Genomic DNA, 15,453 nt, shown 5'->3' with positions numbered 1-15,453 from the left:
GCGAGGCCATGCAGACAATCGATTGCGTCGTCGCCGGAGCCGGCGTCGTCGGACTTGCCATTGCCAGGGCGCTTGCTTTGTCGGGCCGCGAGGTGGTGGTGATCGAACAGGCCGATGCGATCGGCACCGTCACCAGTTCGCGCAATTCCGAAGTCATCCATGCCGGACTCTATTATGCGCCCGGGAGCCTGAAGGCCCGGCTTTGCCTTGAAGGGCGGCAGCGCCTCTACGCCTATTGCGCCGAGCACAACATCGCCCATACGCGCACCGGCAAGCTGATCGTCGCCAGCGAGCCCGGCCAGACGGACGGGTTGCGGGCAATCGAGGCCAATGCCCGACGCTGCGGGGTCGATGATCTCCAGTTCTTGACGCAAAGGGAGGCCGAAAGCCTGGAACCGGCGCTGACATGTGCCGGCGCGCTGTTGTCGCCGTCGACCGGCATTGTCGACAGCCATGCTCTGATGCTGTCGTTGCGCGGCGCCGCCGAGACCGCCGGCGCGTCCTTCGCCTTGCTCACCGCGTTCGCCGGGGCGACGATCGAGACCGACGGGATCCGGATCGACACGCGCCATGCCAATGGCGAGACCTTTGCGCTGGAGGCGGCAGCCTTCGTCAATGCCGCCGGCCTCGATGCGCAGGCCGTGGCCGGCCGGATCGCCGGCTTCCCACAAGGGCTCATCCCCCGGCAGTGGCTGGCGCGCGGAAACTACTTCTCCCTGCCAGGCCGGTCGCCCTTTTCGCGGCTGATCTATCCGGTTCCGGTCGACGGTGGGCTTGGCGTCCATCTGACGCTCGACCTCGGCGGCAGTGCGCGCTTTGGGCCCGATGTCGAGTGGGTCGACCATGTGGATTACACCGTCGATCCCAGCCGAAGCGCCGTCTTCTACGAAGCGATCCGGCGCTATTGGCCCGCCCTTGCCGACGGCGCGCTGCAGCCGGCCTATGCCGGGGTCAGGCCGAAACTGTCCGGCCCCGGCCAGCCTGCCACCGATTTCGTGATCCAGGGTCCTGCGGATCATGGCGCTGGGCGCATCGTCAACCTGTTCGGCATAGAAAGCCCCGGCCTGACGGCAAGCCTGGCGATCGCCGACCATGTGGTCGAACTGCTCTATCCGCAATGAGAGGCGCCGCTGGGAATTTATCATCCCAAGCGGAGGTCATGAAACCTTTTGATTTCGAGGTCGTTGTCGGAGCGTATGTCCGAGGCGAAACCCAGATCGAAACCGGCTGACGGCATCGAACCGCGCGGCGCCCCGAAGCCGCGACGGCAAACGCTGCGTGACGAGAGACTGCGCGAGCAGGAACCGCGCGAAAAAAAGCCACGCGACAAGAAGGCATCGGCCGTCGAAGCGGCCGCCTCCGACATTGTCGGCGAAGCTCCACCGCCGGAGGCCGTCGAACCCGATCCGGAGTTGACGCCCGAGGCGGCCGAACAGGCGCGCAAGAAATATCTGCTCAAGCGATTCTGGATCAGCGGACGCGGTTATTGGGGGCGGCATGGCGACAGGCTCGGCTGGCCGCTGACCGTCGGGCTGCTTATCCTGATCGGCGTCAATGTCGGCTTTCAGTACGGGATCAATCTCTGGAACCGCGCCATCTTCGACGCCATCGAGAAGCGAGACGCCCATACTGTCTATTTCCTCAGCGCGGTGTTCGTGCCGCTCGTGCTTGGCAGCATCAGCCTTGTCGTTGCGCAGGTCTATCTGCGCATGACCATGCAGCGCCGCTGGCGCGCCTGGCTGACCACCTCGGTGATAGCGCGCTGGCTGGCCAACGGCCGTTACTACCAGCTGAACCTCGTGAAGGGTGACCACCAGAACCCAGAGGCCCGCCTCTCGGAAGATCTGCGGGTGGCCACCGAGGCGCCCGTCGACTTCGTTGCCGGCGTGATTGTCGCCACCCTCTCGGCCTCGACCTTCATCGTGGTGCTGTGGACGATCGGCGGGGCGTTGAGCGTCAACCTGGGAGGCTCGACCTTCACCGTGCCCGGCTTCCTCGTCATCACGGCGGTGATCTATGCCGCGATCACCTCCACCTCGATGTTCGTCATCGGCCGCGATTTCGTGCGGCTGTCCGAAGAGAAGAACCAGACAGAAGCCGAATTTCGCTACGTGCTGACGCGCGTGCGCGAAAACGGCGAGAGCATCGCCCTGCTCGGCGGCGAGGAGGAGGAACGCAGCGGTATCGACAGGACCTTTGCCGGCGTGCTGAAGCGATGGGCGCAGCTGACCGGCCAGCATATGCGCACGGCCCTGGTCTCGCAGGGTTCGAGCCTGTTCGCGCCGGTCGTGCCGGTCTTGCTCTGTGCGCCAAAGTTCCTTGACGGCTCGATGTCGCTCGGCCAGGTCATGCAGGCCGCCTCCGCCTTCGCCATCGTGCAGGGCTCGTTCGGTTGGCTGGTCGACAACTACCCGCGTCTCGCCGACTGGAATGCCTCCGCACGCCGCATCGCCTCGCTGATGATGTCGCTCGACGGGCTGGAGCGCGCTGAGCAGAGCGACGAGCTCGGGCGTATCCTTCACGGCGAGACCAGGGGCGATACGATGCTCTCCCTCGACAACCTCTCGGTGACGCTCGATGACGGCACGTCCGTGGTCAAGGAAACGGAAGTCGGGGTCGAAGCGGGCGAGCGGGTGCTGGTTTCAGGCGAATCCGGCTCGGGCAAGTCGACGCTGGTGCGGGCGATCGCCGGCCTGTGGCCATGGGGAAGCGGCAGCGTCAGTTTCCATCCCGACAAGCGATTGTTCATGTTGCCGCAGCGGCCCTACATCCCGTCCGGCACGCTGCGCCGGGTGGTCGCCTATCCGCGGCCGCCAACAAGTGGAAGCTCGATCAGATCAAGGCAGCCCTCGACAAGGTCGGCCTCGGCCACCTCACTGGGCGGATCAAGGAGGAAGCGCCCTGGGACCAGACCTTGTCGGGCGGCGAAAAACAGCGGGTCGCCTTCGCGCGCCTTCTGCTGCATCGCCCCGACATCGTCGTGCTGGACGAGGCGACCTCGGCGCTGGACGAAAAGAGCCAGGACCAGATGATGCAAACGGTGATCCGCGAATTGCCTGAGGTCACCATCGTCAGCGTGGCGCACCGCGCCGAACTGGAGGCCTTCCACACCCGCAAGATCACGCTGGAGCGGCACAAGGGCGGCGCGAAACTGGTTGGGAATATCGATCTCGTGTCGCGCAAGCGCAAACGTGGCCTGATCCAGCGCGCCTTGTGGGGCTCCGGTACGAAGGCCGAAAAGCCGCGCAAGCCGAAGTAGCGGGGCGCACCCACCACCTAGAGCAATTCCAGGGAAAGTGTGAGCGGTTTTCCGTCCGGAATTGCGTCAAAACAAAGAGTTAGAGCGGTTCGCCGTTTCCATGAAACGGTGAAATGCTCTAGGTCGTGGTGAGGATTTAACTTTTACCTCAGCAGGATGTGGATTGCGCCGAGTGTGACGAAGCCCATGAAGTTGGCAAGCAGTTTGTCGTAGCGGGTTGCGATGCGCCGAAAGTGCTTGAGCTTGTTGAAGAAGCGCTCGACCAGATTGCGTTCCTTATAGAGATCCTTGTCGTAAGCATGCGGCCTGCGGCGGTTGGGCCGAGGTGGTATGACTGGCTCGGCACCGGCGTCCAGAATGGTGTCGTGAAAGTGCTCGGCATCATAGGCCCGATCGGCGATGACGAAGCGGCATGCGATCCCCTTGATCAAGGGGGCACCAAAAAGAACCTCGCCCCGATGGCCCGGGCTGGCAAGGAGGTTGGCAGGATTGCCGAGGCTATCGGTGGCGACGTGCAGCTTAGTGCCTAAGCCGCCCTTTGAGCGGCCCAGCCCCTGGGCATCAGGCCCCCCTTTTGCTTGCGCGCCCCGCTGGCGTGCTGATGGGCGCGGATGACGGTGGCGTCCACGCACAGCCATTCGAAATCCCCATCTTGGCTCAGCGCCTGGAAGAGATCATGTAAGACGCCCCGTCCCACCCAGTCGTAGTAGCGACGCTTCACGATACGATGGTCACCGAACCGCTCCGGCAGGTCGCGCCAGCGTGCCCCGGAACGGGCCATCCAGAAAATAGCATCCATGAACAGCCGGTTGTTGGTGCGTGGGCCGCGCTTGCCCTTGCAGCCACCAGGCATCAGAGGTGCTAATCGCGCCCATTGCGCATCGTTCAGGCGATCTGGATCGTAGCTCTCGGCCAAGACTGCTTCTCCCAAAAGCAGTCTTGAATCTGATTTGCCCGATCCTGGGAATCCCAACCGTTAAATCCTCACCACGACCTAGCATTACAGTTGCGGTTTAGATTTCAGATGAGCTCGTCGAGCGGCCGCCTGATGGGCGCGCCTCCAGCATGACCATGCGATGACGTAGGCGGGTTTTATGCGACGCTGGGCGAGTCTGATGGCGATGCGCCGGACTTCCTGGATAGACCAGCGGATCAAATCCTGATGGTCGGCATCCGCGGTCTTTTTTGGGGCGTCACGTCATTGGCGCGGTATCGGATCACCGCCATCATGGCGAAGGCCAGCATGACGAGGGAGACGTGGCGATGCCAGCCATGCCATGACCGGGTTTCGTTGTGATCGAGTCCGAGCTCGTTCTTGGCGGTCTCGAAGCTGTCTTCGATCGCCCAGCGATGGCCTTCAACGGAAACGAGCGTCTGGATGCCCGTCCCGGCCGGGCACCATGTGGTGAAGAATGCGAGATCACCGTCGCTGATATTGCGCCGGATTAGGAGGCCACGGGTCCAAAGCCCCGATTTCGTCTCGTTATATTCGTCGGCATCGAGATCGGCGAGTTCGCAGTAGGCCCAGTCATGAAGCCGCGCGCCTTTGGTGCCCTCACCGGCGGAAAGACGCTGCCATGCAGTTGGATCAAGATCACGGGCGATCTCCTGAGCTGTGCCGGCGACCGGAGGCTTACCCGACCAGGAGCCGAAATGGTGGTCCGATTTGACCCCAAGAACGTAGCCTTTGCAGGCTCGGCGCAGGGTTCCTTCGACGTCCCCGACGCCATACACCGCATCTGCGGCCACCCATGAAAACGGCACATCGGCTGCCAGCGCACGCCGTATCATATCGACAGCCAAGCCTGGCTTGGTAGCGAAGGCTATAGCCTCAGGAACATGGGTTGCTGCAAGCCTTGCCCGATCTCCGGTCCAGCTTTTGGGCAAGTACAAGGCCCGGTCGATAAAGGCATGACCGCGAGCGGACACATAGGCGGCGAACACACCGATCTGGCAGTTCGTTATCTTGCCTGCCGAACCTGTATATTGACGCGCAACACCGCACGACGTCTTGCCCTGCTTGAGGAAGCCCGTCTCGTCGATGACCAGGACCGCATCATCCGTGGCGAGGTTTTCTACAACATACTCTCGCACGATGTCGCGAAGTGCGTCCGCGTCCCAACGCCCGCGACCCAGAACGGCTTGTTGCCGCCACGGGCCGGGGTCACCGGCCGCCTCAGCGCGCATCCAACCTGTCTTACGCCGCTCGTCACCCAGCAGGCCGTCCAGGAAGAGGTTCGCAGAGGCTGCAACTCGCTCCTGCGTAAACAGTCCGCGCATGCGAGCCTTCACGTCACGCAGCGATGATGCCCAAAGCTCAAGCGTCGTCTCGATTGATGCACCTGTCATCCATGACCTCCGAATCATGGAGACCCATAGATTCAGACCGTAGATAAATATGCAACTGTAATGCTAGGATGCGTAGAGGTCCTTGTACGTGTCGCGCAGAAGATTCTTCTGCACCTTGCCCATGGTGTTGCGCGGCAATTCGTCGACGAAGATCACCTGCTTCGGGTGCTTGTATTTTGCCACGCGTTCCGTGATGGCACTGAGAATTTCGGCTCCGGTGATCTGCGATGCCGGCGCCCGCACGACGACGGCGGTGACGCCTTCGCCGAAATCCGGATGGGCGACGCCGATCACGGCACTTTCCAAGACCCCGTCGAGTGCGTCGATCTCGCTCTCGAGTTCCTTCGGATAGATGTTGTAGCCGCCTGAGATGATCAGGTCCTTGCCGCGGCCGACGATATGGACATAGCCGTCGGTGTCGATCATGCCGAGATCGCCTGTGATGAAGAAGCCGTCGGCGCGGAATTCCGCCTTGGCCTTTTCCGGCATGCGCCAGTAGCCGCCAAACACGTTCGGGCCCTTGACCTCGATCATGCCGACCTCGCCTTGGGCCAGCGGCTTGCCATTGTCGGGATCGGCGATGCGCAGGGCGACACCGGGCAAGGGGAAGCCGACCGTGCCGGCGCGCCGTTCGCCCTCATAGGGGTTCGACGTGTTCATGTTGGTCTCGGTCATGCCGTAGCGCTCGAGGATGGCGTGGCCGGTGCGCTCGCGCCAGGCCTTGTGCGTATCGGCCAGCAGCGGCGCCGAGCCGGACACGAACAGGCGTATGTTTTTCGCCGCCTCGCGGTCCAGTCCAGCCTGCTGCAGCAGCCTGGTATAGAAGGTCGGCACGCCCATCAGTGCCGTGGCGCGCGGCAGCAGCGCGACGATGCGAGCCGGATCGAATTTCTGCTCGAACAGCATCGCGGCGCCGGCCATCAGGATGACATTGGTGGCGACGAACAGGCCGTGGGTGTGGAAGATCGGCAGCGCGTGGATCAGCACATCGCCTGAGGTGAAGCGCCATTGCTCGACCAGCACCCGCGCGTTCGAGGCCAGGTTCTCGTGGCTGAGCATGGCGCCCTTCGAGCGTCCGGTGGTTCCCGAGGTGTAGAGGATTGCCGCGAGATCCTCCGGCCCACGCGCCACATTGTGAAAATCCGACGGCAGACGCGAGGCCTGGTCCGCTAACGATCCCCGGCCATTGCGGTCGAGCGTGACCACGACGGCACCGGATGGCTCGACCATGCGCCCGATATCGGCGGCCTTTGCCGGATCGCAGACGATGACCCGCGGTGCGGCATCTCCAAAGAAATAGCTGAGCTCGGTCAGCGTATAGGCGGTGTTGAGCGGCAGGAAGACGGCACCGGCGCGCACGCAGGCGAGATAGAGCAACAGTGCCTCCGGGCTCTTCTCGACCTGCACGGCGACCCGGTCGCCGGGCTCGACGTCCAATTGCAGCAGCGCATGGGCGAGCTGTGCCGACCGCGCCAGCATGTCGCCGTAGCTCAGCGAGCGCCCATCATCGGTTTCCATCAACAGGCGCTCCGGCGCCGGCATCCGGGACCGGAACGCATCGAACAGATGATTGCTCATGAAGTCTTCCCTGGGCGGCGGAACGGCAGGCTTAGCATGCGCTTCGAGCGGCATGTTTGGCGGCGAAGCGTTCGCGTTTCTCTGTCATGCCGTCAAGACTGGAGATGGCGGTCCAACGCGTCACGTCAGCCGAAAGGTCGCGAACGACGACGGCAAGGCTCGCCAAAGGAAGTGATCGTTAGCGCCGGACGCGTTCGGCCGGGGCGGCGGCTTTTGCGATTTCCCCCTGCTTGAAGCGTTCCATGCACATGGACGCGGTCAGCTGGTAGTGATCGATCAAGGCCTGGACGGCGCCGTCGGCATTGCCGTCCAGCGCGCATTCGGCGATCAGCCGGTGTTCGGCGAAATCGTCGCGCTGGATGCTTTCGCCGTCATTGGCCATTTGCCGGTAGCGATAGGCATGATCGGAAAGCTGGTCGCAGAAACCCACCAGCCAGTGCGACCGGCAGGCCGAGATCAGCACCCTATGGAAGGTGCGGTGCAATTTCTCCCAATCCGGATCGAGCGACGTGGCATTTTGCGGCGAAAGGCGTGAGGCGCGGCCCAGGCGGTGTAACGCCAGCACCAGCTGTTCTTCCCATTCGGCTGTGCGGTGGGCAATGGATTCGCGAAGCGCCCGCTCCTCGAGCCAGCAGCGGGTGCGCGTCAGCTCCTCGAGCTCCGTCGCACTGACCGGCATGATGAAAAAGCCACGCTGGTCATGACGACCAAGAAGTCCTTCGGAGGCAAGGCGATTAAGGGCTTCACGAACCGGGGAAGCACCGGCGCCATACTTGGAGACAACCCACTCGACCCGCAGTTTGCTTTCGGTTTCAAGAGCGCCGCCGAGAAGATCATCGCGCAATTGGTGATAGACCGTACTGGCAAGCGTGCTCTTGGATCCTGTGCCGTCGTCGTTCAGGTTGGCAGCTCCGTATGTCAAAATCGACTCCTTGTCCCCATTTTTCTCCGGGCAATTCGAGTCCGAAAAGATTCCTTCCGTACATGTACCATACAGTGCTTGCGTCAAGGGGCTCAAGCAGAAGATGGCGTTATTGTACTTAAGCACAAAGGAATATACCCCGATCTGCATCTGAGCGTGGAAAATCGCGCATCTCTACAACCAGTAGAAACTTAACATGTTTTGTATGCACGCAGGATCATCTGTTTCCTGTGTGCCCATGCGAGCATCTTTTCTGTCGCGCGCAAAGACAACCGGCGGTTCACCGCGAATCAGGCCTCCCGTGCGGGTGCTGATTCGGGCGCGCCGGACCTGGAAGAGTCACGTCGGCACAAGGACTCTTAGCCGACCGTTGGATTTTGACCGGAATGGAACGCAGCGCGTTAGCCGGCGGCCTCGTCGGCCGCCGTCCTGATTGCCTCGATGTTGGCGCGGTAGGCTTCGACGCTGCCGCCCTTGAAGATCGCGGCGCCGGCCACCAGCACATCGGCGCCGGCCGATGTGACCAGGGGGGCTGTTTCGGGCGAAACGCCGCCGTCGATCTCGATGCGGATCGGCCGGTCGCCGATCAGCGCCTTGACCCTTCTCACCTTGTCGACGATCCCCGGGATGAAGGCCTGGCCGCCGAACCCCGGGTTGACGGTCATGATCAGGATCAGGTCGAGCCGGTCGAGCACATATTCGATCACCGCTTCCGGCGTCGCCGGATTGAGCGCCACGCCGGCCTTCTTGCCGAGGTTCCTGATGGTCTGCAGCGAGCGGTCGAGATGCGGCCCGGCCTCCGCATGCACCGTCATGCCGTCACAGCCGGCCTCAGCGAAGGCGGCGAGATAGGGATCGGCCGGCGCAATCATCAGATGGCAGTCGAAGAAGGCCTTGGTGCGGTTGCGGATCGCCTTGATCACCGGCGGGCCGAAGGTGATGTTGGGGACGAAATGGCCATCCATGACATCGAGATGGATCCAGTCGGCGCCGGCGGCCGCGACGGCTTCGACCTCGTCGCCAAGCTTCGAAAAGTCCGAAGCCAGCACCGACGGTGCTATCAAGGTCTTTTTGCTCATGCCGCAGCCTTTCCGGACGGCCTTTTCGTCCGCTGATCCTGGACCGACTGCCTAATGCCCGGCGGGTGACTTGTCGAGGGTGCAGGCACAGGGGCTCCACAGGCTTGGGTGGCGTTGCGGCGTCTCCGATCCTGCCGCAGCCAATTCCCGCTTGCCGGGCCATGAAGAAAAACCCGCCGGATTGCTCCGGCGGGTTTTGACCTGGCGTTGAGCAGAATGGTTACTGCTGCTGGAGTTTCAGGATCCTGTTTGGTGTCGGATCCTGCTGCTGTTCGACCTGCGGTGCGCGCCGTGGCAGGACCTGCTGCAGCAGCAGGCCCGGATTGATCTCCAGCGACGGTTGCCCGCGTATCGGCCGGCAGTTGGGATAGCGCCCAATCGTGCCTTCCGGGCAGCGCCGCCTGAAGATCGGCTGGCACTGGCCATCGACCATCTGCGAGCCCGGTGCGCATTCCGTCTGTTGCCTGGGCTTGCGGCAGGCGCCGTCGATGACCTCGGTCCCACGCGGACAGACGCACTCGCCGCGCTTGTTGTGGACCTGGCCGCGTATGTCGCACTGCTCCAGCTGCGGCTGCTTGCGCCGGCATGCGCCGTCGATCACCTCGGTCCCACGCGGGCAGACGCAATCGCCATTGGCATCGTGCACCTGGCTGCGGATGGTGCACTGGTCAGGCTTCGGCCGGACCGGTCGGCAGGCGCCATTGCGCACCTCGGTCCCTTGCGGACAGACACAATCGCCATCGGCATTGCGGATCTGGCCAGGGATGCGGCACTGCTCAGGCTTCGGCCGGATCGGTCGGCAGGCGCCGTTGCGCACCTCGGTCCCTTGCGGACAGACACAATCGCCATCGGCATTGCGGATCTGACCGGGGATGCGGCACTGCTCAGGCTTCGGCCGGACCGGACGGCAGGCGCCGTTGCGCACCTCGGTCCCTTGCGGGCAGACGCAGTCGCCATCGGCGTTGTGGATCTGGCCACGGATGGTGCACTGCTCGGGTCTGTCGGTCCTGACGCACTTCCCGTTCTCCAGTTGCGTACCGCGCGGGCAAATGCAGCGCCCGTCCTCGGTGCGGATCTGGCCTTCGAGCAGCACGCAGCGCTTCGGCGGCGGCGGTGGCGTCGGCAGGATGTTGGTGCCGCCGCCGGTGCACTGGCCGTTGCGGAAGGTGGTGCCTTCCGGGCAGACGCAGCGGCCGGCGTCGTTCATGACGAAGCCCGGCGAGCACTGGTTCTTCACCTCATGGGTGATGATGAAGGGGTGGCACGCATAGGCCTTTCCGCGATCGCCCTGCACGTTGGTCTGGTCGCCGCCCAGCACGTCGCCGCCGCCCTGCACCCGCGTGTCGGGAGACAGGACGCCAACGCAGTTCTGGCCATTGACGTTGCCCTGCAGGTTGGCCAGACGCCCGTCGTCGGGAATGACCACGGTAACGCGATGCGACTGGCTTTCGCCGGCGCCGAGCGTCAGGTTGGCGATGCAGGACAGCGGCAAGGTTGCCGGTTCGGGCGAACAGCCGAAGGGCGGGTCGATCGAGGTGATCGCAACGCCGTCCAGCCGGCCGAGCCCTTCCACGCCGATCGCATCACCGATGCGAACCGGGCCGGAGACGGGGCTCGTCCCGTCATTGGTGATGGTGATGTCGAACGAACAGGGCTGGCCGAGCCGGCATTCGCGGTCGCCGGTCTTTTCGACACGGATGGTCGAAGAGCCGCCGCCCTTGGCGCAGGCCTGGCCGATCGGATAGACGACGTCGTCGCCTTGCGCCGGGCCATAGGAGCCGCGCGCGCAGTTCTCGAACTCGCCATTGGCCGAGACCGTCACGTCGAAGTGACGGCTGGTTCCGGGTGTCATGACGGCACCGGGAATCTGGCACGACAGCGTGTTGGCCGGAACCGGTCCGCATGCCCATTCCGCGCCGTCTGGTGTGACGGTCTGGATCTGGACGGGCGCACCGCCCGACACCAGCGTGGCGGCATCGTTGACCCGCACCGGACCGGTGGGGGCAGCCGTGCCGGCGTTGGAGACGGTGATGCGGCAAGAGACGACCGCGGCACCGGCCAGCGAGCCGCTGCACACCTTGGTGATGCGCAGGCCAGGCTGGCCGCCATTGGGACGACGAATGCGTTCCTTGGCGCAGGCCTTGTTGTTGGTGAGGTCGACCTCACCCGGGATAGGCTTCACCGCGGCGCAGTTTTCGACCGTATCCGACTGATAGCCGGCCGGCATGACCGCCTTGACGAAGATCGGCGTCGAGGCGCCCGCAGGCAATGAGATGCCTGCATTGTCGCAGCGGAACTGGCCGGGGCCGTTCGGTCCGCATGTCCAGGGCGGGCTCGGCCCGAAGGTCGAGGAGGCCGGCGCGCCGCCGGGATAGTTGTCGATCACCGTCAGCGGCCCGTTATAGGTCGATGTACCGTTGTTGATGATGTCGATCACGAAGTAGCAGACGCCGTCGGCCGTGCAGATTTCGGTGCGGGCACGCTTCTTCAGGATCAGGTCGACCTTCTTCTCGACCGGCGGCTGGCAGTCGCGGTCACGATCGCCACGGCGGCAGATCGGGATCGAGGCGCAGCCACGGTCGTTGGCCTGGCTGCCGAACAGCGGCTTGCCGCTGGCCGGATAATTGTAGGTGGCGCAGTTGCGCAACACCTTGCCTTGCCAGCCCCCTGCCGGCTTGAAGCCGAGCGTGAGGTCGACAAAGGCGCCCGGATTGAGCGTTGTCACCGGATAGGTGCACGTCATCGGGGTGGTGCCGGGTACGCAGACCCAGGGCGGATTGGGCCCCGAACTCAGCGTCGAGCCGGCCGGCAGCGTCACCTCGTCGAGCACGATCTTGCCGTTGTAGGGCGCGGTGCCGACATTGGTGACGCGGATGGTGAAGTCGCAGCCGCCGGCCATGGTGCAGCGCGGGACATCGGCGCGTTTCTCGACCTTGAGGTCCGGCTCCTTGTCCTTGGGCGGGCAGCGCTGGTCACGCGGGATGACGATGTCGATGGTCTGCGTGCAGCACAGGCCCCAGCCTTCCTTCGGCCCGGCATAGGTCTCGATGCCGGTGACGATGAGGTGGATGACGTCGCCGGGTGACGCACCGACGATCTTCCAGTTGAGCACACCGCCGCCCGCAGGCACCAGCTGGGTATCGGGGATGATGGTGATGCCGGGCGTGGTGGTCGACACCTGCACCCACTTGCCGCCCATCTCCGGGCCGACAGGCATGTGGTAGATGAAGGCGCCGCCGCCGCCGGGCACGCAATCGACCGTGCCGCGTTCCACCTTGAAGCATTCCTTGCCGGGAGGCGGTGGCGGTGGTTCGCACTTGGTGACATCGATCTTGATCGAGGTCTTCACGCCGGTCTTGTAGTCGCCATCGTCGGGCTTGCTCGGATCCTGCGACGGGATGATGGTCCCGGTGCCGGCTTCGTTGCTCACCTTGATCAGGCCCTGATTGTCGACGATCGTCGGCGCGGGAAATGCCGCATGGTCGATCTTGGCCGTGATCTGGAAGTTGATGACGCGTTCATTGGCAGCCCCGGCGCCATCGAGATCGGCGGCGGAGAGCCGGAAATCGGACACCGTGGCGGTATCGTTCGGATTTGTCGACGTGCTGATCGAAGCACCGGGCAAAGGCCCGCCGGATGAATCCGTGCCGTCGCCACCTACATGTACGCTGACGATCTGCAGGCCGTGCGGAAGCACGTCCTTGAAGTCGAGCTGGGCTTTTTTCAGTAAGGCCGCCAGGCTCGGGTTGGCAAAGGTCTGCGGATCGCCGCGCACGCCGAAGCTCAGGAAATATTCGACATAGTCGCAGCTTCGTTGTCCGCCTTTCTTGGTGAAGAAGGGCACGAGCCGGCCCGGTTCCGGATTGACGACGCGTGGATTGTCGAAATCGAGTTTGGGTTGGGTAACAGCGGTGTAGACATCATAGGCGAAGCTTTGCACCGGGGTTAGGGTGGCGACCGCGATACCGGCCGCCATCAGCCAGCGCGCGCCGCGCCTGGCGTATGACAGGGGTTTCATGATCGTCTCCATGACGGTTGCGTTGTTTTGCGCGAGCGGGGAGAGTGCGAGATTGTTCATCTTCCCCTCCTCAACGTTCGCAGCTGACGGCTGGGGTGCGGAGCGGCAAGGTCATCTTGCAGCAAGGGTAGTAGCCACCCTTGTCCTTGTCGGACTTCCTGTAGAAGCAAAGCCCAACATCCACTCTGTCGCCCGGATAGTGGCCGGTGATGCCGATCGTGTAAGGCGTGCCGGGCGCATGCGACATGGGTGACGTCACCCCGACGCCTGGCGTCCTGGACTGGGCCTTGATCGAATCGCCGCCGAAGCCGGCATGGTCATGGAGATAGAGATCGGCCTCGAGGCCCGAAGGTGTGCAGTAGTACTGGACGTCCTCGACATCGAGACAGGGAGGCAGATTGCCGGGCGGTGGGAAGTCCGGCGGGTAGAAGGGAGGCAGATAGCCGCCCGGGATTTCTTCATAATAGCCGGCACGGCCCTCGCAGGGATGCCAGACGGCGACGTCGCCGACATGGCCCTCCACCTCGGGATCCTCGAAATAGCCGTCGAAATCGACGAACCAGGAGCCGAAAGGCGGCACGTTGGCCGGTTTGACCAGGTCCTTGGGCGTGATCTGCACGCCATGCACGGCGAGCGGCCCGCCAGCGGCGAGCTGCTCGGCAAGCGTTGGATTGTCGCGCAATTTGTCGCCGGTGTTGACCAGCGTCTGCGTGCACACCGAAGTGTCGAGATTGCCGTCGGCATCATAGCCATATTGCAGGTCGAGGCCGCCGGCCGACTGCCGGTTGCCTTGCGGGAAACCGACCGCATATTCCTGCGGCGCTTCCACCCAGACCGATTCCGTTGCCGGATCGTCCGGGTTTTCTCTGAAATAGCGGATGATCTCGCCCTTGCCGGAATCGGCGAAGCGGCTGTAATCATAGCGGTTTTCGACCGGGCCGCGCTGGGCCAGGTACATGAAGCCCTGATTGTCGAAGGCAATGTCGGTGACGGCGTAGTCCTTGTCGGCCTTGACCGTCAATTCCCAGCGCGGGTCGCCGGCAAAGCTGCCGTCGCGGGCAATGCCCACCGACCAGATTTCCGACTTTTCGCCGACAGAATAATAGAGCCGGCCGCCATGGTAGGAGACCGCCCAGACGCGGCGATCGTCCTGGGTGTAGCCCCAGGTCTCGGGATCTTCCGTGTCGAAGGCGGCACCCTGTATGTCCATCACCGCGCCATCGTCGGCGACGGGAGCCAGGCCATGCGCCGGACGCCCGGCGACACCATGGTCGAACGTGTCGATCAGCCTGCCGTTGGCGTCGATGCGATGGATCAGGCCGGTGTCGAGGTCGGAGGCAAAGAACTGGCGGTGGTTCGGATCGAAGGTGAGATTGCCGATGCCGGGACCGCTGTTGGTGTCGATGTCGGCGAATTTGGCGACCTGGCCGGTGATGCCGTCGATCTTCCAGATGGTGCCCGGCCCGCCGCCATTTTCGCTGCCGAACTGGCCTTCCATGAAGGTGGCGCCTGCCGTACCGCGGCGTTGACGCTCCGGCCTGCCGTCACTGTCTGCGTCCGGCGTGACGATGCGGATGCCGTGCACCGAGGTGGCGGCGGCGTAAAGGTTGGGAATGCCCGATGGGACACCATCGCGCACGCCGTCATCATAGGCGACGCCGAAAACCTGGCCGATCTGGCCGGCCGTGACCTCGAAAGGCGGCGGCGTGAAGACGAGCTGGCCCGCAGCCGGGCCACCGAGATGCGAAACGTCGAAAACGCGCAAGGTGGCGCGCGTGGTGTCGATAAAGGTTTCATCGACCGGATCGACCCCGGGCGGCAGGCCTTCGTCGAAATTGGGGATGATGGTGCCGGAAAATCCGGTGACCGCCATCGAGCCGGGATAGATGATCTGGGTGTCCTGCGCCCTGGCGGCGCCGCCAAGCCAAAGGCTGGCGGTCAGGGCAAACACGAGAAGTCCGCCGGTTGCCTTGATCAGACGGTGCAAACGGCTGGTGAAAGAAGGCACGAACGGGCCGTGATCGCAAGACATAGAACTCCCCCGAAGTCTATGGGCGGAACCTCCGGCTGAGCCGCGCGAACCAGGGCAAGGCGCGGCGGTCCGGCTCGTTCTTCCCTGATCGAATTGTCTGCTTTCCTCATTGTCACGATACGCCTGCTCTTACGCAGGGTCAACGGAATCAGCGGGAAGCCCAGCGCATCGACCCCGTCCCGAAGGCGGTGGTCGCGCCGAGCTCCTGTTGTTCCC

Annotated in this window: 8 protein-coding genes and 1 pseudogene; 2 read left to right on the top strand and 7 right to left on the bottom strand. The window is 63.8% G+C overall.

Annotation, left to right across the window (positions count from 1 at the left end; translation table 11 throughout):
- Positions 1-8 precede the first annotated feature (8 nt).
- Together HB778_RS15130 and HB778_RS15125 are read left to right on the top strand one after the other, a co-directional pair.
- The gene (locus HB778_RS15130) at positions 9-1,121 is read left to right on the top strand and encodes an NAD(P)/FAD-dependent oxidoreductase (RefSeq protein WP_183464567.1); all 1,113 of its coding nucleotides are present in this window, start codon (positions 9-11) and stop codon (positions 1,119-1,121) included.
- Between the two features lie 75 nt (positions 1,122-1,196).
- A pseudogene (locus tag HB778_RS15125) lies at positions 1,197-3,259 on the top strand (ABC transporter ATP-binding protein/permease).
- A gap of 143 nt (positions 3,260-3,402) precedes the next feature.
- On the opposite strand, the gene HB778_RS15120 reads toward HB778_RS15125, so the two are convergent.
- From HB778_RS15120 to HB778_RS15090, 7 genes are all read right to left on the bottom strand, one after another.
- A protein-coding gene (locus HB778_RS15120) for an IS5 family transposase (RefSeq protein ID WP_432421263.1) occupies positions 3,403-4,112 on the bottom strand; the annotation gives its coding sequence in 2 pieces (ribosomal slippage) (positions 3,403-3,836 and positions 3,836-4,112; 711 coding nt in all).
- A 299-nt stretch (positions 4,113-4,411) separates the two neighbouring features.
- Positions 4,412-5,626: an IS701 family transposase gene (locus HB778_RS15115; protein ID WP_183445108.1), complete on the bottom strand. Its 1,215-nt coding sequence runs from the start codon at positions 5,624-5,626 to the stop codon at positions 4,412-4,414.
- Positions 5,627-5,671: 45 nt separating this feature from the next.
- Entirely contained in the window at positions 5,672-7,186 is a 1,515-nt protein-coding gene (locus tag HB778_RS15110; RefSeq protein WP_183464566.1) for a malonate--CoA ligase, read from the bottom strand.
- Between the two features lie 178 nt (positions 7,187-7,364).
- Entirely contained in the window at positions 7,365-8,108 is a 744-nt protein-coding gene (locus tag HB778_RS15105) for a GntR family transcriptional regulator (protein ID WP_183465097.1), read from the bottom strand.
- 401 nt (positions 8,109-8,509) lie between these two features.
- Positions 8,510-9,187, bottom strand: coding sequence for a ribulose-phosphate 3-epimerase (gene rpe / locus HB778_RS15100; RefSeq protein ID WP_183464565.1), 678 nt, complete (start codon positions 9,185-9,187; stop codon positions 8,510-8,512).
- Between the two features lie 220 nt (positions 9,188-9,407).
- Positions 9,408-13,265, bottom strand: coding sequence for a hypothetical protein (locus HB778_RS15095; RefSeq protein ID WP_183464564.1), 3,858 nt, complete (start codon positions 13,263-13,265; stop codon positions 9,408-9,410).
- A 10-nt stretch (positions 13,266-13,275) separates the two neighbouring features.
- Positions 13,276-15,237 (bottom strand): hypothetical protein, encoded by a 1,962-nt coding sequence (locus HB778_RS15090; RefSeq protein ID WP_183464563.1) that lies wholly within the window; start codon positions 15,235-15,237, stop codon positions 13,276-13,278.
- Between the last annotated feature and the right edge of the window lie 216 nt (positions 15,238-15,453).

It is taken from the genome of Mesorhizobium huakuii, from assembly GCF_014189455.1.
Classification (GTDB): Bacteria; Pseudomonadota; Alphaproteobacteria; order Rhizobiales; family Rhizobiaceae; genus Mesorhizobium; species Mesorhizobium huakuii_A.
This window is presented reverse-complemented; position numbering and strand designations above follow the sequence as displayed.

Excerpts from the sequence above, each read along its gene's own strand:
- HB778_RS15130 (WP_183464567.1), top strand. The coding sequence starts at position 9 with ATGCAGACAATCGATTGCGTCGTCGCCGGAGCCGGCGTCGTCGGACTT.
- HB778_RS15115 (WP_183445108.1), bottom strand. The coding sequence starts at position 5,626 with ATGATTCGGAGGTCATGGATGACAGGTGCATCAATCGAGACGACGCTT.
- HB778_RS15110 (WP_183464566.1), bottom strand. The coding sequence starts at position 7,186 with ATGAGCAATCATCTGTTCGATGCGTTCCGGTCCCGGATGCCGGCGCCG.
- rpe (WP_183464565.1), bottom strand. The coding sequence starts at position 9,187 with ATGAGCAAAAAGACCTTGATAGCACCGTCGGTGCTGGCTTCGGACTTT.
- HB778_RS15095 (WP_183464564.1), bottom strand. The coding sequence starts at position 13,265 with ATGAACAATCTCGCACTCTCCCCGCTCGCGCAAAACAACGCAACCGTC.
- HB778_RS15090 (WP_183464563.1), bottom strand. The coding sequence starts at position 15,237 with ATGTCTTGCGATCACGGCCCGTTCGTGCCTTCTTTCACCAGCCGTTTG.